Annotated in this window: 18 protein-coding genes; 7 read left to right on the top strand and 11 right to left on the bottom strand. The window is 52.7% G+C overall.

From position 1 onward, the window contains the following. Nucleotides 1-36: 36 nt before the first annotated feature. Both yajL and panE read right to left on the bottom strand, forming a co-directional pair. Nucleotides 37-630: a protein deglycase YajL gene (yajL, locus tag ACT3IC_RS04205; protein WP_103178469.1), complete on the bottom strand. Its 594-nt coding sequence runs from the start codon at nt 628-630 to the stop codon at nt 37-39. Then, entirely contained in the window at nt 593-1,504 is a 912-nt protein-coding gene (gene panE, locus ACT3IC_RS04200; protein WP_263951275.1) for a 2-dehydropantoate 2-reductase, read from the bottom strand. The genes yajL and panE overlap by 38 nt, the downstream gene beginning before the upstream one ends. A gap of 129 nt (nt 1,505-1,633) precedes the next feature. Between panE and ACT3IC_RS04195 the strand changes: the two genes are divergently transcribed. Continuing rightward, on the top strand, nt 1,634-2,125 hold the full coding sequence (locus ACT3IC_RS04195; protein WP_103178471.1) for a YajQ family cyclic di-GMP-binding protein: 492 nt from the start codon (nt 1,634-1,636) through the stop codon (nt 2,123-2,125). A gap of 29 nt (nt 2,126-2,154) precedes the next feature. Here the strand turns inward: ACT3IC_RS04195 and ACT3IC_RS04190 are convergent, their stop codons facing one another. The 9 genes from ACT3IC_RS04190 to ACT3IC_RS04150 form a co-directional block, all read right to left on the bottom strand. Then, complete coding sequence (locus ACT3IC_RS04190) at nt 2,155-3,516, bottom strand: MFS transporter (protein WP_103178472.1); 1,362 nt, start codon at nt 3,514-3,516, stop codon at nt 2,155-2,157. A 226-nt stretch (nt 3,517-3,742) separates the two neighbouring features. Then, nucleotides 3,743-4,075, bottom strand: coding sequence for a hypothetical protein (locus tag ACT3IC_RS04185; RefSeq protein WP_473476303.1), 333 nt, complete (start codon nt 4,073-4,075; stop codon nt 3,743-3,745). Between the two features lie 242 nt (nt 4,076-4,317). Then, on the bottom strand, nt 4,318-5,205 hold the full coding sequence (gene cyoE / locus ACT3IC_RS04180) for a heme o synthase (RefSeq protein WP_103178474.1): 888 nt from the start codon (nt 5,203-5,205) through the stop codon (nt 4,318-4,320). Between the two features lie 11 nt (nt 5,206-5,216). Then, a complete protein-coding gene (locus ACT3IC_RS04175; protein WP_103178475.1) occupies nt 5,217-5,543 on the bottom strand; it encodes a cytochrome o ubiquinol oxidase subunit IV in 327 nt (108 codons plus the stop codon). After that, nucleotides 5,543-6,157, bottom strand: coding sequence for a cytochrome o ubiquinol oxidase subunit III (locus tag ACT3IC_RS04170; protein ID WP_103178476.1), 615 nt, complete (start codon nt 6,155-6,157; stop codon nt 5,543-5,545). Before ACT3IC_RS04170 ends, ACT3IC_RS04175 begins: the two co-directional genes overlap by 1 nt. Next, entirely contained in the window at nt 6,147-8,138 is a 1,992-nt protein-coding gene (gene cyoB, locus ACT3IC_RS04165) for a cytochrome o ubiquinol oxidase subunit I (RefSeq protein WP_156653998.1), read from the bottom strand. Before cyoB ends, ACT3IC_RS04170 begins: the two co-directional genes overlap by 11 nt. A 16-nt stretch (nt 8,139-8,154) precedes the next feature. Continuing rightward, nucleotides 8,155-9,102, bottom strand: coding sequence for a cytochrome o ubiquinol oxidase subunit II (gene cyoA, locus ACT3IC_RS04160; RefSeq protein WP_103178478.1), 948 nt, complete (start codon nt 9,100-9,102; stop codon nt 8,155-8,157). Between the two features lie 477 nt (nt 9,103-9,579). Next, on the bottom strand, nt 9,580-11,055 hold the full coding sequence (ampG, locus tag ACT3IC_RS04155) for a muropeptide MFS transporter AmpG (RefSeq protein WP_214421672.1): 1,476 nt from the start codon (nt 11,053-11,055) through the stop codon (nt 9,580-9,582). Between the two features lie 43 nt (nt 11,056-11,098). Continuing rightward, nucleotides 11,099-11,677: a lipoprotein gene (locus ACT3IC_RS04150; RefSeq protein WP_103178480.1), complete on the bottom strand. Its 579-nt coding sequence runs from the start codon at nt 11,675-11,677 to the stop codon at nt 11,099-11,101. A 304-nt stretch (nt 11,678-11,981) separates the two neighbouring features. On the opposite strand from ACT3IC_RS04150, the gene bolA reads away from it, so the two are divergent. The 6 genes from bolA (at nt 11,982) to hupB (ending at nt 19,237) form a co-directional block, all read left to right on the top strand. After that, nucleotides 11,982-12,299: a transcriptional regulator BolA gene (bolA, locus tag ACT3IC_RS04145; protein WP_039032378.1), complete on the top strand. Its 318-nt coding sequence runs from the start codon at nt 11,982-11,984 to the stop codon at nt 12,297-12,299. Nucleotides 12,300-12,630: 331 nt separating this feature from the next. Next, nucleotides 12,631-13,929 carry a trigger factor gene (gene tig, locus ACT3IC_RS04140; RefSeq protein ID WP_103178481.1) on the top strand — a complete coding sequence of 433 codons (1,299 nt, stop codon included), beginning with the start codon at nt 12,631-12,633 and terminating at the stop codon, nt 13,927-13,929. Between the two features lie 260 nt (nt 13,930-14,189). After that, nucleotides 14,190-14,813, top strand: a complete 624-nt coding sequence (gene clpP / locus ACT3IC_RS04135) for an ATP-dependent Clp endopeptidase proteolytic subunit ClpP (protein ID WP_032616835.1) — start codon at nt 14,190-14,192, stop codon at nt 14,811-14,813. A gap of 127 nt (nt 14,814-14,940) precedes the next feature. Continuing rightward, the gene (gene clpX / locus ACT3IC_RS04130) at nt 14,941-16,215 is read left to right on the top strand and encodes an ATP-dependent protease ATP-binding subunit ClpX (protein WP_103178482.1); all 1,275 of its coding nucleotides are present in this window, start codon (nt 14,941-14,943) and stop codon (nt 16,213-16,215) included. Nucleotides 16,216-16,399: 184 nt separating this feature from the next. Next, on the top strand, nt 16,400-18,754 hold the full coding sequence (gene lon, locus ACT3IC_RS04125; protein WP_103178483.1) for an endopeptidase La: 2,355 nt from the start codon (nt 16,400-16,402) through the stop codon (nt 18,752-18,754). Nucleotides 18,755-18,964: 210 nt separating this feature from the next. Continuing rightward, nucleotides 18,965-19,237 (top strand): nucleoid-associated protein HU-beta, encoded by a 273-nt coding sequence (gene hupB / locus ACT3IC_RS04120; RefSeq protein WP_002444653.1) that lies wholly within the window; start codon nt 18,965-18,967, stop codon nt 19,235-19,237. Nucleotides 19,238-19,259: the final 22 nt, after the last annotated feature.

The raw sequence follows: 19,259 nt of genomic DNA, 5'->3' as shown, positions 1-19,259 counted from the left end.
TGTAGGCCCGGCAAGCGTAGCGCCGCCGGGCAATTTCTACGCTTCGTAATAATTATAAATTCCCGCCGCCATCACCAGCGATGAGGCCACTTCATACGCTTTTTCGCGCCCAACCAGCAGCTCAATAATCTTCAACGCAAAATCAATCGAGGTTCCTGGCCCCTGGCTGGTGAGCAGGTTGACGCGCGGATCCCAGACCATACGCTTATCCACCCATTGCTCTTCGGGGATCTTATCCTTCAGCGTCGGGAAACCGGTCATGTTGCCGATCGGGAAGATATTGTGCGGAACCAGCACCGTGGCCGCCGCCGCGCAAATAGCCGCGACGATCCGCCCGGAATGGTGGAACTGCCTGACCGTCTCGACCAGCAGCGGGCTGTCGCGGAAGCACTCGGCGCCTTTCAGGCCACCCGGCAGGACGATAACGTCGTAATCACCGTCGGCGACTTCCACCAGCGGTGCATCTGCCACGATTTTCACCCCACGGGAGCAGGTGATGACCAGGTTGCCATCGCTGGCGACACTTGCCGTTGTGACGCTAATCCCGGCGCGAACCAGCAGATCGATGGTGGTGACCGCTTCGGTCTCTTCGCTACCAGGGGCGAGGCATACCAGTGCCGACGCGCTCATACTCACTCTCCTTACGTTTAACCTGTTCATACAGCCGGACATTTTCTGGCACGCTGATACCGTGTGCCCGGGCGCGTTTTAGCAGGTAACCGGTAATATAGTCAATTTCAGTATGGCGCAGAGCGCGGATATCCTGCAGCATCGAGGAGATATTCTGCGCCGTACTCTCAATTACCTCTTCGACGTAATAGCGAATATCATCCATTGAGGTGTGAATGCCTTCCCGCTCCACCACGGCAGCCACCTCAGCGCACAGGGTTGCCACCTCCTCAGGGTGATGTTTAAGCTCGCCGTTCGGGCAATCCAGCAGGGCAGTCAGCGGATTGATCACGCAGTTTACCGCCAGCTTGCGCCACATCTGTGGACGAATGTTATCGTGCCAGGCGACATCCGGCAGCACCTGCTGAAAGCGATCCGCCAGATAGCTGTAGTCACCCTCCTGGTCACGTGCTGGGCCGATATGGGTCATGCCGCTGGCGACATGAACAATTACATTGCCATCCCGGCGGGCGGCATGGGTGGTGATTGCCATCAGCAGTGGCTGGTGGACGTGTCTGAGTTCTTCAATGGTGCCCATGCCGTTGTGTAGCAACATGATTGGGGAGGCGCGGGGGAGGGTGGTTGCCAGCGCCCGGACGGCATCGGAAACCTGCCAGGCTTTCAGGGTGACCAGTAGCAGATCGCTTTGCGCCAGAAAGTCAGGGTCGTTAGCGATCAGCGATTCGTTAAAGATACTTCCGTCTTCTTCAATTACGTTTACACTGCAATAGGGCTGTGGCACGCGCAGCCAGCCCTGTACTTCATGCCCATGTTTGCAAAGTGCGGTGAGCCAAAGTTGTCCCAATGCTCCGCATCCGAGCACGGTAATTTTCATCGTTCCTCCTCACCTGCAACTGCACCAGGTGTTTCAACATTTAGTATAGCGTCGACAACTAAGCTTCTGTTGAGTTATGCCCCGTAGCGGGTATTATGCAACGCAACAAAAGTGAAGGGAGAAGAAAAGATGCCATCTTTCGATATTGTTTCCGAAGTTGATATCCAGGAAGTACGTAACGGCGTGGACAACGCCAGCCGCGAGGTTGAGTCTCGCTTCGATTTTCGTGGCGTTGAGGCTTCATTTGAGCTGAATGACGCGAATAAGACAATTAAGGTGTTGAGCGAGTCTGACTTTCAGGTGAATCAGTTGCTCGATATTCTGCGCGCAAAACTGCTGAAGCGCGGCATCGAGGGGACATCCCTGGATGTGCCAGAAGATTTTGTTCACAGCGGTAAAACCTGGTTTGTTGAGGCCAAACTGAAGCAGGGCATTGAGAGCGCGGTTCAGAAGAAGATCGTTAAGCTCATCAAAGATAGCAAGCTGAAGGTACAGGCGCAGATTCAGGGCGAAGAGATTCGTGTAACCGGGAAATCCCGCGACGATCTGCAGAGCGTGATGGCGCTGGTACGCGGCGGCGATCTCGGCCAGCCGTTCCAGTTCAAGAACTTCCGCGATTAAGAAAATGCCCGGCTAAGCCGGGCATTTTTTCAGGCTTTCAGGGCCTGTTCAACTTCAAAGCGGTTTGTCACTTTACTGTCGATTTTGACATACAAACTGCGCTCCTCAGGTACCAGTAATACCTCACTGACTCCCTCTTTGGCTTCAAGGCGCTGTTTTAAGGCATCGCTGATATTCACATCAGACGGTATTTCCACCCGCAGGCTACTGACATACTTCGGTTCTTTCATGGTGCTGGCGACCAGCAGCCAGAGGGTTGCCAGCAGCGCACCCGCGAGGAAAACGGTTTGCGAATCAAACAGGCCATCAACCCAGCCGCCCAATGAACCGCCGATTGCCACGCCGATAAACTGGCTGGTGGAGTAGATCCCCATTGCCGTGCCTTTATAGCCTGCCGGCGACTCTTTACTGATCAAGGACGGCAGCAGGGCTTCCATCAGGTTGAACGCAAGGAAGAACAGCTGCACCCCGGCAACCAGCTCCCAGAAGTGCGGGCCTGAGCCCCACAACACAATTTCCGCAATCAACAACAGAGCGACGCAGGTGATGAAGACGCGCTTCATCCGGCGCTTCACTTCGGCATAAATAATAAATGGCACCACGGAGACAAACGAGATGAGCATGGTCACCAGGTAGATTTTCCAGTGCTCGGCCGCAGGAAAACCCGCTGCGGCAAGCTGGCCGGGCAGGGCGACGAAGGTAGACATCAACAAAATGTGCAGGCACATAATGCCAAAGTTGAGCTTCAGCAGGCGCGGCTCAACCAGTACTTTGCTGAAGCAGCCTTTCACCATTCCAGACTCGCGGTTCAGCACATGATTTTTGCTGTCCGGCACTACCCATATCGTCAGGGCGATACCCAGCGTCGCCAGCACGGCAATCATCCAGAACAAGGCGTGTAACCCAAGTGCATGCGTGATAATCGGACCCAGTACCATGGCGATGGCGAAGGTCACGCCGAAGCTGACGCCAATAAAGGCCATCGCTTTGGTGCGGTTCTGTTCACGGGTCAGATCGGAAAGCAGCGCCATCACGGCGGCGGCAATGGCACCGGAGCCCTGCAACGCGCGACCGAGAATAATGCCCCAGATAGAGTGGGAGAGGGCGGCAATCACGCTACCGGCGACAAACACCAGCAGCCCGCCGACGATTAACGGTTTACGGCCGACGCGATCGGAAAGCAGGCCAAAGGGGATCTGAAATATGGCCTGCGCCAGGCCATAAATGCCGATGGCAAGGCCAATCAGCGCCTCACTTGCGCCCTGTAACGCCATACCGTATGTCGTCAGGACCGGCAGGACCATGAACATGCCGAGCATGCGCAGTGAAAAAACTGTCCCCAACCCCCAGGTCGCGCGTAGCTCGCCTGGCGTCATTTTATAATCGTTCATTACCACCTCTGTCTAAAAAGCGCGTCCAGTGTAGTGCGAGCGAGCGTGCGGGTAAACAGAGCGATGGTGAGCAAATATAAATTACATGAATGATCTGTGCTATTAAGTAGAAAACAGGGTAAACGAAAGGGGAGGGGATAGGGTGTTTGCTGGATTCGGCGACTTACGTTAATTAATGATGAACCAGAAACAGGTTGAATAACCTGTTTCTGGTACGGTGCCTGTTTTACGCGTTGGCTTTTGCGAGGAAATTATTCCAGTCGCTGGCCGCGTTATTAACGAAGGTTGGCCAGCTATTTCCTGCTGTTGAGACAAAACCGTTCCAGTTATTTGAACCGGTATCAACAAAAGTTTGCCAGTTAGAATTTCCCAGCACGAATGAGCCAAAAGCGATAGCGCTGTCTACCACGAAGTCAGCAAAGGCGGCACCTGCGGTGCTAACGAAAGAGCCAAAGCCGACCCCGGAGTTACAGACAAACTGGGTGAAGCCGGTCGCAGCACCGAACAGATTAAAACCACCTGAGACATAGTGCATTTCATTTAGTGATAATTCTTTCACTTTTATTTCCTTATTAAATGAAAAAGAAGGTGAGCTAAATACTCACGGCGAGAGAGTACCACCAGATAATAACAATGCGACAGACAAAATGTAGCGAAAGGAGTTATATGTTCTTTTTTTAGCTTGATTAATATATTAAGGTGATCTGTCGTGCTGAAATAATTAATTTTTGATATGACATTAAAAAAAACAGCCCGCGACCATTACGGTGGCGGGCTGTTGAGTGACGCTGTCAGGCAAGCTTACCAGACGTAAGTCAGCAGGCTATGTGAGTCCGGGACCATAAAATCTACAGACATCATGACGCTCAGCGCGGTAATAGCGATGATCGAGAAGCCGAACAGCTTACGCGCCCAGACTTTATCATCTTCAACTTTATATCCGCGCAGCGCCATGCCGAGCCACCAGACGCTGACCGCTGCAGCCACCACCAGATATTTATATCCGGCGTAACCGCCCAGTGAAAGCATCAGCGTAGCCACCGCAAAAGCGATGATGTAGAGGGTGATATGGTTCTTGGCGACAGAGATGCCTTTCACCACCGGCAGGACCGGGATGTTCGCTGCCTGATAATCCTTAAAGCGGAAAATCGCAATGGCGTAGGAGTGCGGCATCTGCCACAGGCTAAAGATAGCCAGCAGGATGAGCGCACCGCTGTCGAACTCGTTGGTGACTGCGCAGTAGCCAATCACCGGCGGCGCAGCGCCGGAGAGAGAACCAATCAACGTACCGTAGACGGAGTGACGCTTCATATACAGGCTGTAGACGCCCACATAAACCACGAAACCCATTACCCCCAGCCAGCAGGCCAGAGGGTTGGCACCGAACCACAGCAGCATAAAGCCAGCAATACCCAGCAAGGTGGCGTACACCAGCGAGACGGCAGGAGACATCAGGCCTTTTACCAGCACCCGATTTTTCGTCCTTTCCATCTTCCTGTCGATATCCATGTCGATGTAGTTGTTAAATACACAACCGGACGCAACCACCAGTGACACCCCAATCAGCGTGGAGATAAAGAGGGCGTAATCGATGCTGCCTTTAGAAGCCAGCAGGAACCCTCCGATCACCGAGATCAGGTTGCCAAAGATGATGCCTGGTTTTGTTACTTGCAGGTATTGCTTAAACATACTCGCCGCTCTTAGTGAACCATCATGTTGTAGTTGAGGTTCCACATAATCCAGATGGATCCGACTACCAGGATTGCGATGATAATCACGGTAAAGATGAATGCTGTCATATTCCAGCCTTCATCAGACTTGGTGTTCATGTGCAGGAAGCAAACCAGATGCACCAGAATCTGCACTACCGCGGTAACCAGGATGGTACCCAGAATTGCCGCGTGAGAAGCAGTACCGCTCATCACCATCCAGAACGGAATGACCGTCAGGATGATCGACAGGATAAACCCTGTCATGTAGGTCTTTACGCTGCCGTGGGAAGCGCCATGATCGTTAGAATGACTCATTACATCGCCCCCATCAGATAGACTACAGAGAACACACAGATCCAAACCACATCCAGGAAGTGCCAGAACAGGCTCAGGCACATAATACGGGTGCGGTTAGTGCTGGTCAGGCCGCGACGGGAAATCTGGAACATCAGCACTGCCATCCAGATCAGACCGGAAGTCACGTGCAGACCGTGGGTACCGACCAGCGCGAAGAACGCTGACAGGAAGCCACTGCGATCCGGGCCGAAGCCTTCCATGATCAGGTGATGGAATTCATAGATTTCCATCCCGATAAATCCAGCACCAAACAACCAGGTTAACGCCAGCCAGGAGACAACCTGGCTCTTGTTGTTTTTGTACATGGCGATAGCCGCCATGCCGTAGGTGATGGAGCTGAACAGCAGCAGGGCAGTTTCAACCAGAACGAACGGCAGCTCAAAAATGTCCTTACCGGTCGGGCCGCCCGCTGTGCCGTTCACCAGAACGGCATAGGTCGCGAACAGACAGCAGAACAGAATGCAGTCGCTCATCAGGTAGATCCAGAAGCCGAAAACTTTCGTCGGCCCTGTATCGTGGTGCGCGTGGTCATGCGCGTGGGCAGTTGAGTGCGTCAAAGTATCAGTTGCCATTTTTCAGCCCCGCTTTAGAAATCTCATCGAAATGCTGGTTTTCCAGTTTTTCGACTTCACGGACTGGTACGTAGTAGTCCACGTCCTCGTCAAAGCTCTTCACAATCCAGCTAATTACGACGCCCGCAAAGCCAACAATCGCCAACCACCAGATGTGCCAGATCATTGCGAAACCAAATACCGTAGTGAATGCGGCGATGACAATGCCCGCACCGCTGTTTTTCGGCATGTGGATCTCTTCGTAATGCGTAGGTTGCTTGTACGCTTCGCCTTTTTCTTTCATTTCCCAGAATGCGTCACGCTCATGAATGTGCGGCACAACGGCAAAGTTATAGAACGGCGGTGGAGAAGAGGTCGCCCACTCCAGCGTACGGCCACCCCATGGGTCACCGGTCAGGTCGCGGTTCAGGTTACGGTCACGGATAGAGACGTAGTACTGAATCAGCTGACATGCGATACCGCAGGCAATCAGCGCCGCGCCGCCCGCTGCAATCAGCAGCATTGGGTGGAACTGCGGATCGATCTGCTGGCTCAGACGACGGGTCATACCCATGAAGCCCAGCACGTACAGCGGCATAAATGCCACGAAGAAGCCAATAATCCAGAACCAGAACGCGCGTTTACCCCAGGTTTCGTTCAGCGTGAAGCCGAACGCTTTTGGCCACCAGTAGGTTACGCCAGCGAAGCAACCGAAGACGACGCCGCCGATGATAACGTTGTGGAAGTGCGCGATCAGGAACAGGCTGTTGTGCAGAACGAAGTCAGCACCTGGAACAGCCAGCAGTACACCGGTCATCCCACCGACGGAGAAGGTCACGATGAAGCCGATGGTCCACAGCATTGCTGAGTGGAACTGGATACGGCCCTGGTACATGGTGAACAGCCAGTTGAAGATCTTAACCCCGGTAGGGATTGCGATAATCATGGTCGTAATACCGAAGAAGGCGTTTACGTTCGCGCCCGCACCCATGGTGAAGAAGTGGTGCAGCCAGACGATGAACGACAGAACGGTAATACATACGGTTGCCCACACCAGCGAGGTGTAACCAAACAGACGTTTACGCGAGAAGGTCGCCGCGATTTCGGAGAAGACACCGAACACCGGCAGAACCAGGATGTACACTTCCGGGTGACCCCAGGCCCAAATCAGGTTGATGTACATCATCATGTTGCCACCCATATCGTTGGTAAAGAAATGGGTACCCAGATAGCGATCCAGGGTCAGCAGCGCGATGGTGACGGTCAGAATTGGGAAAGAGGCGATAATCAGGACGTTGGCGCACAGAGATGCCCAGGTAAATACCGGCATCTTGAACATCGTCATGCCTGGGGCACGCATCTTCAGGATGGTCACGAAGAAGTTAATACCGGTCAGGGTAGTACCGATACCGGAGAGCTGCAGCGCCCAAATCCAGTAGTCAACACCTACGCCAGGACTGTATTCAATTCCCGATAGCGGCGGATAGGCCAGCCAACCGGTCTGCGCGAACTCACCGACGCCCAGAGAGAGGTTAACCAGAATCACACCGACAACCGTGAACCAGAAGCTCAGGTTGTTCAGGAACGGGAACGCAACGTCGCGCGCACCGATCTGCAGCGGCACAACTACGTTCATCAGACCGATAACCAGCGGCATCGCCACGAAGAAGATCATGATAACGCCGTGGGCGGTAAAGATCTGATCGTAGTGGTGCGGTGGCAGGAAGCCTGCTTCACCCGCCGAGGCGAGCGCCTGCTGGCTACGCATCATGATCGCATCCGCAAAGCCACGAATTAACATGACGATACCGACGATGCAGTACATGATGCCGAGTTTTTTGTGGTCAACCGAAGTCAGCCACTCATTCCACAGGTAGCTCCACTTACCGAAGTAAGTGATCAGGCCAACTAAGGCCGCGCCACCAATGATAATTGCAGCAATCGTAACCATGATAATGGGTTCATGGTACGGCACTGCATCCAGTGTCAATTTTCCGAACATTTTCTTCCTCGGCCCCTTAGTGAGCGGTTTCCGCGTGGCTCATGTCCATGCCTTCCATACCTTCGTGCGAGGTGTGCTCGCCTTCAGGCTGGGTCACGTCCATGCTCTTGCCATGTCCCATAAATTTGCCAATGACATCTTTGAACAAATTCGGTTTCACGTTAGAGAAGTACTCCACTTTGTTGTATTCGCTAGGCGTTGCCACTTTTTCGAACGCAGCCATGTCAGACATGGTGTTCGGGGACTGTTTCGCTTTAGCGACCCACTGGTCGAAAGCGGCACGGTCAGGTGTGGCAATGGCTTTGAACTTCATACCAGAGAAGCCCGGACCACTGTAGCTGGCGGAGATACCGTCATAGGTGCCTGCTTCGTTGGCAATCAGGTGCAGGTTAGTCTGCATACCGGCCATCGCGTAAATCTGGCTGCCCAGACGCGGAATAAAGAAGGAGTTCATCACGGAGTTAGAGGTCACTTTGAACTCTACCGGAGTGTTCGCCGGGAAGGCGATTTCATTCACGGTAGCAATGCCCTGTTCCGGGTAGATGAAGAACCATTTCCAGTCCATGGAGACCACTTCAATGGTGATAGGTTTCTCATCGTGAACCAGCGGTTTGCTCGGCTCGAGCGAGTGAGTGGTTTTCCAGGTCAGCACGGCAAGGAACAGGATGATCAGGATAGGCACCGTCCAGACCACAGCTTCCACTTTATTGGAGTGTGACCAGTTAGGGCTATACTTCGCATCTTTGTTGCTCGCACGATACTTCCAGGCAAAACCAATAGCCATCAAAATGGCAGGAATAACGACGATCATCATCAGGCCGAAAGCCGTCAGAATCAGGGAACGTTGTTCCAGTCCAATCTGTCCTTTGGGGTCCAGAAGCGCAGAATCACAGCCACTGAGTAATACAGTGCCTGCAATTAACGACAACCAGCCCAAACCTTTATTGTATTTCCTAAGTGTCATTTAACGACCTCAATTCCACGGGGACCTTGGTGGCGTTTAAAGTGTGGGGGCATTTTACGGGAAGGTTACATTACTGTAAACATGATTAGGACTGTGTCAGTAACGTGTTACCGGGTTCTGCCAGATAAGTCACACATGTTGCAAAGTATAGCCAATCCTGGACAGGAGTCCCGCCATTCGCGGCTTATAACGAATCCAGTCCTGTCGGGAGGGGAAAGGGGGTAATTGGTATAACCATTGCGGAAAAGACACAAATAATTAACAAATAATTTTCAATAAAAAGACAATTAAAAAACGGAAAATTAATCTTTCGGTTGCTGAATCGGTTAAAGGAAAATAGGGTTTATTACCGCTTCCAATAATTTCCGGAATTCTAAGAAGCACGAAACAACAAATATTATTTTGACCGGGACAGATTTATTCGCCGTTATAATTTCACAAGGTGATTACAACGGCAAATAACCGTTTTTTATCATTTTACGCCGTTTGGGTTTTACGCATGGCCAGATAATCGAGAAGCGCACCGGTTACGATCCCGACCATCGCCAGCAGCGCACCCACATCAAGCAGCAGCAGGGTAAACGGCAGATCGAGCGTGGTCGTGGCATTCACGATCGCCGCGACAAGCCACAGCGCCAGCATCAGAGATCCCGCCAGTAAGATTCTTAAGGCGAAGCGATAGGCGGACGAGTAGAGCGTTCTTTCCATAAAGTGTTCGGTTTGTTGGGTATATTCCAGCGAACGGCGGCATAGTAATAACAGGAGCAGCCCAGGAATGGCTGCAAACACAGAGAACAGATAGAACTCCGCCCAGCCGTGCGTTTCAACAAACCAGCCCGCGATAGGGCCAACATAGACCCGACCCACCGCAGAGAGGGCCGAGAGCAGGGCGAACTGCGTGGCGGAGAACGATTTATTGCACAAGGTCATCAGCAGCGCGACAAACGCGGCTGTCCCCATCCCACCACACAGATTCTCGAAGAACACCGCCGTCGCCATGCTGAGCATATGCTTATCGGTGATGGAGAGCAGCCAGTACCCGGCGTTTGAAACCCCCTGCAGAATGCCGAAAATCAGCAGGGCACGGAACAGGCTTAAGCGCTGCATCAGCACGCCGCCGTAGAGCGCGCCGATAATGGTGGCAATCAGCCCCAGCGTTTTGTTAACGACCCCCACTTCACCAGCATCGAAGCCCACACCACGTATCAGGAAGGTGGTGGTCAGGCTCATCGCAAACGCATCGCCAAGTTTGTACAACACAATCAACAGCAGAATGAGCCAGGCGTTGTTACGGCCAAAAAAGTCGCGCAACGGTTCAGCCACAGCCTGCTCAAGGGAGCGGGGGACCGGAATCACATCGCTCGGTTCCGGAGCAAGAATTGTGGCGATCATGCAGGGAATAAGCAGGATGGCCATCAGCCAGTACATTCCCTGCCAGCCGAGGTATCTGTCCGCCAGCCACAGGGCCAGCCCGCCTGAGACCAGCATGCCCAGACGGTAACCCAGCACGCTGATGGCGGCCCCGGCGCCGCGCTCTTCGGCTGAAAGCACGTCCGTTTTCCAGGCATCAAAAACGATATCCTGCGACGCAGAGCAAAACGCGATCACCACTGCCAGTGCAGCCATCCAGCGCAGCTGTGACGCAGGCTCAAGAAAGCCCATGGCGGCAATCGCCAGCAGCAGCATCGCCTGGGTCATCAGCAACCAGCCACGACGTCTGCCGAGGAAAGGCGGCGTGTAGCGGTCCATCATGGGTGACCATAAAAACTTAAAGACATAGGCCTGACCGACCAGCGAGAAGAAACCGATGGTTTTAAGATCGATATTTTCGACGGTCATCCACGCCTGTAGCGTGCCGGATGTCAGGGCAAGGGGTAAACCGGAGGCAAAACCGAGGATCAGCAAGATAGCTGATTTAGGCTGCTGGAAAATGCGTAAGTAGTGACTGGACATGAGGTAAAACTGACCCGACCGGAGGCCGGGTCAGCAGGCAGACTTAACGTGCGTTCTGCTTGATGAATTCGTGAATGCTGGTGTCCTGCGCCATATCGGCGATGGTGTCGGTCAGCACGCTGTTAACCGCGTTAGCAATATTCTGGTTAGAGGCCTGGAACGCACCTTCAACAGAGTAGCTTGCACGGTAGTTTTTGTTCATTTTGTTGCCGTTCTTCGCGGTAGCGATGATGGCGATATCGGCTTTGGTGGCGATGTTATAGCGCACGTTGCCCTGAGAGACGTCGGCGTACAGGTTGTTCACGATGATCTGCAGATCCACCGCACCGCTTGGGCCGACCATATAACCGCGAGCGGTCATCTGCTTCTCAAGCACTTCCTGCAGCAGGAAACGCAGATCGCGGGAGGCGGTCAGGGTTACGACCTGGTTGTCACGGGTAACTTTCGCCAGCGCCTGGTCGCGACGCTGGTCTGCGCCGTTAATGCTTACGGTCACGCCCATCAGGCTTGGATCCTGTTGTGGCAGGGTGATCTTTGGCGAAACATCAATGGTGGTTGGCGGGGTCGCGCAGCCAGCCAGCATAAACAGGGCGACTAAAGGGAAAAAGAGTTTTTTTAACATGTTCAGGCTCTCAACGAATCGTAAGCATATAGAGATAAAAATTGCCGCCATCATAACATCGCCAACGGCAAGGGGAAGTGGTCAACGCATGTAAATTCATCGCCTTGTCTGAAAACTAACCACCTGAAACGCTTTTCCGTTATTCGAACGACAAAACGACGCTTCCCTTATAGGACTTCATACGGTTGAATGAGAAAATCAGACGAAAGCTAAATTTTTGTTGTCTTGTTGTTATGCAAGCGGTAAAAGCGGCTAACATTTAAAGGGATGGGTGACATCTCAGCGTTGTCGGAGGAGTAATTTCATGATGATACGTGAACAGATTGAAGATAAGTTAAGGGCGGCGTTTGAACCTGTGTTCCTTGAAGTCGTCGACGAAAGCTATCGTCATAACGTACCGGCAGGCTCTGAGAGCCACTTTAAGGTGGTGCTGGTCAGTGACCGTTTCGCTGGCGAGCGTTTTCTCAACCGTCACCGTATGATCTACGGAACCTTGACGGAAGAGCTCTCGACCACGGTCCATGCGCTGGCGCTCCACACTTATACAATCAAAGAGTGGAAAGGGTTACAGGATACGATTTTCGCATCGCCACCGTGCCGGGGAGCCGGGACGATCGCCTAATAAATCCTGTTTGCAACAGCAGGAGCTTTTCCAGTATGTTGCATAAAGATTACGTCAAAGCGGCCTGCGGGCCGTTTTGTTTTGTCCGGGTTTTGAGCCGGTGGCGCGATTTTAAGGCTAAAAATAGCCTTAATTTGTGAAAAAAGCCGCAGCAACATACGCCAACCGTTCTCGACTCACTAAAGTGATGCCGCTATAATGCCGCGTCTTAATGAATGTCTTCGGGATGATTCTGGCGACAGGGAATGTGAATCTGCTACAAGAGAGCATCCCGGTATTGCGAGGCAAATTCAGAGTTGACCGAGCACTGTGATTTTTTTGAGGTAACAAGATGCAAGTTTCAGTTGAAACCACTCAAGGCCTTGGCCGCCGTGTAACGATTACAATCGCTGCTGACAGCATCGAAAACGCTGTAAAAAGCGAGCTGGTCAACGTAGCGAAGAAAGTCCGTATTGACGGCTTCCGTAAGGGCAAAGTACCGATGAATGTCGTTGCTCAGCGTTATGGCGCTTCTGTTCGCCAGGACGTGCTGGGTGACCTGATGAGCCGCAACTTTGTTGACGCGATCATCAAAGAAAAAATCAACCCAGCCGGTTCCCCGACCTATGTTCCGGGTGAATACAAACTGGGCGAAGACTTCACCTACGCAGTAGAGTTCGAAGTCTATCCTGAAGTTGAGCTGAAAGGCCTGGAAACGATTGAAGTTGAAAAACCTGTCGTTGAAGTGACTGAAGCTGACGTTGACGGCATGCTGGACACCCTGCGTAAGCAGCAGGCGACCTGGAAAGACAAAGACGGCGCTGCTGATGCAGAAGACCGTGTCACCATCGACTTCACCGGCTCTGTAGACGGCGAAGAGTTCGAAGGCGGTAAAGCGTCTGACTTCGTACTGGCGATGGGCCAGGGTCGTATGATCCCAGGCTTCGAAGACGGTATCAAAGGCCACAGCGCTGGCGAAGAGTTCACCATCGACGTGACCTTCCCGGAAGAGTACCACGCTGAAAACCTGAAAGGTAAAGCGGCTAAGTTCGCCATTACCCTGAAGAAAGTCGAAGACCGCGAGCTGCCAGAACTGACTGAAGATTTCATCAAGCGTTTCGGCGTTGAAGATGGTTCTGTTGAAGGTCTGCGTGCAGAAGTGCGTAAAAACATGGAGCGCGAGCTGAAAGGCGCCGTGCGTAACCGCGTGAAGTCTCAGGCTATCGAAGGTCTGGTTAAAGCTAACGAGATCGAGATCCCGTCTGCCCTGATCGACAGCGAAATCGACGTTCTGCGCCGTCAGGCTGCACAGCGTTTCGGTGGCAACGAGAAGCAAGCGCTGGAGCTGCCACGCGAGCTGTTCGAAGAGCAGGCTAAACGCCGCGTTGTCGTTGGTCTGCTGCTGGGCGAAGTGATTCGTACCCACGAGCTGAAAGCTGACGAAGAGCGTGTTAAAGGTCTGATCGAAGAGATGGCTTCTGCCTACGAAGATCCGTCAGAAGTTGTTGCTTTCTACGGCAGCAACAAAGAGCTGATGGAAAACATGCGCAATGTCGCCCTGGAAGAGCAGGCTGTTGAAGCGGTTCTGGCCAAAGCGAAAGTGTCCGAAAAAGCCACTTCTTTCAACGAACTGATGAACCAGCAGGCATAATTCTGCCCGCTTTGTTTAAAGTTTGAGCAAAAAACCCGTTGCCTTTCGGCGGCGGGTTTTTTTTATCACAGTTATAAATCACGAAGCGTGATAAAACGCCTTTTCAGTGTTAGCGTTACAACAAAAGATTGTTATGCTTGAAATAGGGCTGAGCCATCCCCATTAGTGGGGAAGCAGTATCAAAGAGACTGGCTGATAATCCGTCCGCAAGGTTACAATCAGTACAGCAGGTATTTTCATTTTTTATCCAGGAGACGGAAATGTCATACAGTGGCGAACGAGATAACTTTGCACCCCATATGGCGCTGGTGCCAATGGTTATTGAACAGACCTCTCGCGGTGAACGTTCTTTTGATATCTACTCCCGTCTGCTTAAAGAGCGCGTTATCTTCATGACCGGCCAGGTGGAAGACCACATGGCGAACCTGATCGTGGCGCAGATGCTGTTTCTGGAAGCGGAAAACCCGGAAAAAGACATTTACCTGTACATTAACTCCCCGGGTGGCGTTATCACCGCCGGGATGTCCATTTACGATACCATGCAGTTCATCAAGCCTGATGTGAGCACCATTTGTATGGGCCAGGCGGCATCGATGGGCGCATTCCTGCTGACCGCAGGGGCGAAAGGCAAGCGCTTCTGCCTGCCGAATTCGCGCGTTATGATCCACCAGCCGCTGGGCGGATACCAGGGCCAGGCGACAGACATTGAGATTCACGCCCGTGAAATTCTGAAAGTTAAAGGGCGTATGAATGAACTTATGGCTCACCACACGGGTCAATCACTTGAGCAGATCGAGCGTGATACCGAGCGCGATCGCTTCCTGTCCGCACCAGAGGCAGTTGAGTACGGCTTAGTCGACTCCATTTTGACCCATCGTAATTGATGCCCACGACGCGGGTGTGCCGCTATACTATGGTAGGGCGGCACTTTGCTTACGAGCAGCTTGCGTCTGAGAATGGCATTTGCGTCGTCATGTGCGGCACAAAGAACTTAAAAAGAGGTTTTGACTCATGACAGATAAACGCAAAGATGGATCGGGCAAACTGCTTTACTGCTCTTTTTGCGGCAAAAGCCAGCATGAAGTGCGCAAACTGATTGCCGGGCCATCCGTGTATATCTGCGACGAATGTGTCGACTTATGTAACGACATCATCCGCGAAGAGATTAAAGAAGTCGCACCACACCGCGAGCGCAGCGCGTTACCGACCCCGCATGAGATTCGTCATCATCTTGACGACTATGTCATCGGCCAGGAACAGGCGAAAAAAGTGCTGGCAGTGGCGGTGTACAACCACTACAAACGTCTGCGTAACGGGGATAACAGCAACGGCGTTGAGCTGGGCAAAAGTAACATTTTGCTGATCGGCCCAACCGGTTCCGGTAAAACCCTGCTGGCAGAAACGCTGGCACGTCTGCTGGATGTTCCATTCACCATGGCCGATGCCACCACCCTGACCGAAGCCGGTTATGTGGGTGAAGATGTGGAAAACATCATTCAGAAACTGCTGCAGAAATGTGATTACGATGTGCAGAAAGCACAGCGCGGTATCGTTTATATCGATGAGATCGATAAAATCTCGCGTAAATCCGATAACCCATCGATCACCCGTGACGTTTCCGGTGAAGGTGTGCAGCAGGCATTGCTGAAACTGATCGAAGGGACGGTTGCCGCGGTTCCACCGCAGGGCGGTCGTAAGCATCCTCAGCAGGAGTTCCTGCAGGTTGATACCTCCAAGATCCTCTTTATCTGTGGCGGTGCGTTTGCCGGTCTGGATAAAGTCATCGCTAACCGTGTTGAAACCGGCTCGGGTATTGGCTTTGGCGCCACCGTAAAAGCGAAGTCTGAAAAAGCGAAAGAGGGCGAACTGCTGATGCAGGTTGAGCCAGAAGATCTGATCAAGTTTGGTCTGATCCCTGAGTTCATCGGTCGTCTGCCGGTTGTCGCCACGCTGACAGAACTGAGCGAAGATGCGCTTATTCAAATTCTGAAAGAGCCGAAAAATGCCCTGACCAAGCAGTATCAGGCGTTGTTCAATCTGGAAGGTGTTGAGCTGGAATTCCGCGACGAAGCGCTTGATGCGATTGCTAAAAAAGCGATGGCACGTAAAACCGGTGCCCGTGGCCTGCGTTCCATCGTTGAAGCAGCCCTGCTTGATACCATGTACGACCTGCCTTCCCTGGAAGAGGTCGAGAAAGTGGTCATCGACGAGTCCGTGATTGCCGGTCAAAGCAAGCCGCTGCTGATTTACGGTACGCCGGAAGCGCAGCAGGCATCTGGCGAATAATTCACCAGAGCATACAAGCAGTTAATCAAAAAGGGGGGATTTAATCCCCCCTTTTATTTTTCCGTAAACATGACGTTGAATGTGTGGGAAACATCCCCATATACTGGATTACATGTTAATGGTTATGTGAAGCACAGTCTCATGACCAGCTTACCTGGCGGACACTAAACTAAGAGAGAGCTCTATGAATCCTGAGCGTTCTGAACGCATTGAAATCCCCGTATTGCCGTTGCGCGATGTGGTGGTTTATCCGCACATGGTCATACCCTTATTTGTAGGGCGGGAAAAATCTATCCGTTGCCTTGAAGCCGCCATGGATCATGATAAAAAAATCATGCTGGTTGCGCAGAAAGAAGCATCAACGGATGAGCCGGGTGTAAACGATCTTTTCACCGTCGGGACCGTGGCCTCTATTTTACAAATGCTGAAGCTGCCTGACGGCACCGTAAAGGTGCTGGTTGAGGGGCTACAGCGTGCGCGTATTACCACGCTATCTGACGATGGCGAACACTTTGCGGCAAAAGCGGAATACCTCGACTCGCCTCAGCTGGACGAGCGTGAGCAGGAGGTGCTGGTTCGCACCGCGATCAGTCAGTTTGAAGGCTACATCAAGCTGAACAAAAAAATCCCACCAGAAGTGCTGACGTCGCTCAACAGTATCGACGATCCTGCACGTCTGGCAGACACTATCGCTGCACACATGCCGCTGAAGCTGGCGGACAAACAGTCCGTGCTGGAGATGTCCGACGTTAACGAGCGTCTGGAATATCTGATGGCGATGATGGAGTCTGAAATCGATCTGCTGCAGGTTGAGAAACGCATTCGCAACCGCGTGAAGAAGCAGATGGAGAAATCTCAGCGCGAGTACTATCTGAACGAGCAGATGAAGGCTATTCAGAAAGAGCTCGGCGAGATGGATGACGCGCCGGATGAAAACGAAGCGCTGAAACGTAAGATCGACGCGGCGAAAATGCCGAAAGAGGCCAAAGAGAAAGCGGAAGCAGAACTGCAGAAGCTGAAAATGATGTCTCCGATGTCGGCTGAAGCGACCGTTGTACGCGGCTATATCGAGTGGATGGTTCAGGTTCCGTGGAACGCCCGCAGCAAGGTCAAAAAAGACCTGCGCCAGGCCCAGGAGATCCTGGATACCGACCACTACGGTCTTGAGCGTGTCAAAGACCGCATCCTTGAGTATCTTGCGGTTCAGAGCCGTGTGAATAAGCTCAAGGGGCCAATTCTCTGCCTGGTCGGGCCGCCGGGGGTGGGTAAAACCTCTCTGGGACAGTCCATCGCCAAAGCCACCGGTCGTAAATATATCCGTATGGCGCTGGGCGGGGTGCGTGACGAGGCGGAAATCCGCGGTCACCGCCGGACCTATATCGGCTCAATGCCGGGCAAACTGATCCAGAAGATGGCGAAAGTGGGCGTTAAAAACCCGCTGTTCCTGTTAGATGAGATCGACAAAATGTCGTCCGATATGCGCGGCGATCCAGCGTCTGCCCTGCTTGAAGTGCTGGATCCAGAGCAGAACGTGGCGTTTAGCGATCACTACCTGGAAGTGGACTACGATCTGAGCGATGTGATGTTCGTGGCGACCTCTAACTCCATGAACATCCCGGCACCGCTGCTGGATCGTATGGAAGTGATCCGTCTTTCTGGCTACACCGAAGACGAAAAGCTGAACATTGCCCGTCGTCACCTGCTGTCGAAGCAGATTGAACGTAACGCTCTGAAAGAGAGCGAACTGACCGTCGATGATAGCGCGATTATCGGCATCATTCGTTACTACACCCGTGAAGCGGGCGTGCGTAGCCTGGAGCGTGAAATTTCCAAGCTGTGTCGTAAAGCGGTTAAACAGTTGCTGCTCGATAAGTCGTTGAAGCACATTGAAATCACTGGCGACAACCTGCACGAATACCTCGGTGTTCAGCGCTACGACTATGGCCGCGCGGACAGCGAAAACCGCGTCGGACAGGTTACGGGTCTGGCATGGACTGAAGTAGGCGGCGATCTGCTGACCATTGAAACCGCCTGCGTACCGGGTAAAGGTAAGCTGACCTACACCGGATCGCTGGGTGAAGTGATGCAGGAGTCCATTCAGGCTGCGCTGACCGTGGTGCGCGCCCGCGCGGAAAAACTGGGTATTAATCCGGACTTCTACGAAAAACGCGACATTCACGTTCACGTGCCGGAAGGGGCAACGCCGAAAGATGGCCCAAGCGCCGGTATCGCCATGTGTACCGCGCTGGTCTCTTGCCTGACGGGTAACCCGGTTCGTGCCGATGTGGCAATGACCGGCGAAATCACCCTGCGTGGCCAGGTATTGCCGATTGGCGGTTTGAAAGAGAAACTGCTGGCGGCACACCGTGGTGGCATTAAAACGGTTCTCATTCCGTACGAGAACAAGCGCGATCTGGAAGAGATTCCGGATAACGTTATCGCCGATCTGGATATCCATCCGGTGAAACGTATTGAGGAAGTTCTGACACTTGCGCTGCAGAATGAGCCTTCAGGAATGCAGGTTGTGACCGCAAAATAGTGACCTCGCGCAAAGAGCGTCAATAAAAAAAAGGTTGGTAAGCTATTTCGGGCTTGCCAGCCTTTTTTTGTATAGCTAATTTAGATTGCTGATTGGGCCAGCCATCAACAACGGGTGTTGTAAGGTCATGGCAGGCCTGATATAACTGCTGCGCGGTCGCGTTGTGAAGGATTCAGACGCGATATAAATTATAAAGAGAGGAAGAGAAGAGTGAATAAATCTCAACTGATTGACAAAATTGCTGCGGGTGCTGACATCTCCAAAGCTGCGGCTGGACGTGCGTTAGATGCTTTGATTGCTTCTGTTACCGAATCTCTGCAGGCTGGGGACGACGTAGCGCTGGTAGGTTTTGGTACTTTTGCTGTTAAAGAGCGTGCTGCCCGTACTGGCCGCAACCCTCAGACCGGTAAAGAGATCACCATCGCTGCTGCTAAAGTTCCGGGCTTCCGTGCCGGCAAAGCGCTGAAAGACGCGGTAAACTGATCGCTTTCTTACTTCAGGGAAG

It is taken from the genome of Leclercia sp. GHBNCSD (assembly GCF_055805075.1).
The sequence above is the reverse complement of the archived record's forward strand: the minus strand, read 5'-3'. Positions and strand labels throughout refer to the sequence as shown.

Excerpts from the sequence above, each read along its gene's own strand:
- ampG (WP_214421672.1), bottom strand. The coding sequence starts at position 11,055 with ATGTCCAGTCACTACTTACGCATTTTCCAGCAGCCTAAATCAGCTATC.
- bolA (WP_039032378.1), top strand. The coding sequence starts at position 11,982 with ATGATGATACGTGAACAGATTGAAGATAAGTTAAGGGCGGCGTTTGAA.
- clpX (WP_103178482.1), top strand. The coding sequence starts at position 14,941 with ATGACAGATAAACGCAAAGATGGATCGGGCAAACTGCTTTACTGCTCT.
- ACT3IC_RS04190 (WP_103178472.1), bottom strand. The coding sequence starts at position 3,516 with ATGAACGATTATAAAATGACGCCAGGCGAGCTACGCGCGACCTGGGGG.
- yajL (WP_103178469.1), bottom strand. The coding sequence starts at position 630 with ATGAGCGCGTCGGCACTGGTATGCCTCGCCCCTGGTAGCGAAGAGACC.
- ACT3IC_RS04170 (WP_103178476.1), bottom strand. The coding sequence starts at position 6,157 with ATGGCAACTGATACTTTGACGCACTCAACTGCCCACGCGCATGACCAC.
- ACT3IC_RS04150 (WP_103178480.1), bottom strand. The coding sequence starts at position 11,677 with ATGTTAAAAAAACTCTTTTTCCCTTTAGTCGCCCTGTTTATGCTGGCT.
- tig (WP_103178481.1), top strand. The coding sequence starts at position 12,631 with ATGCAAGTTTCAGTTGAAACCACTCAAGGCCTTGGCCGCCGTGTAACG.
- panE (WP_263951275.1), bottom strand. The coding sequence starts at position 1,504 with ATGAAAATTACCGTGCTCGGATGCGGAGCATTGGGACAACTTTGGCTC.
- ACT3IC_RS04175 (WP_103178475.1), bottom strand. The coding sequence starts at position 5,543 with ATGAGTCATTCTAACGATCATGGCGCTTCCCACGGCAGCGTAAAGACC.
- cyoB (WP_156653998.1), bottom strand. The coding sequence starts at position 8,138 with ATGTTCGGAAAATTGACACTGGATGCAGTGCCGTACCATGAACCCATT.
- clpP (WP_032616835.1), top strand. The coding sequence starts at position 14,190 with ATGTCATACAGTGGCGAACGAGATAACTTTGCACCCCATATGGCGCTG.
- cyoE (WP_103178474.1), bottom strand. The coding sequence starts at position 5,205 with ATGTTTAAGCAATACCTGCAAGTAACAAAACCAGGCATCATCTTTGGC.
- cyoA (WP_103178478.1), bottom strand. The coding sequence starts at position 9,102 with ATGACACTTAGGAAATACAATAAAGGTTTGGGCTGGTTGTCGTTAATT.
- lon (WP_103178483.1), top strand. The coding sequence starts at position 16,400 with ATGAATCCTGAGCGTTCTGAACGCATTGAAATCCCCGTATTGCCGTTG.
- ACT3IC_RS04195 (WP_103178471.1), top strand. The coding sequence starts at position 1,634 with ATGCCATCTTTCGATATTGTTTCCGAAGTTGATATCCAGGAAGTACGT.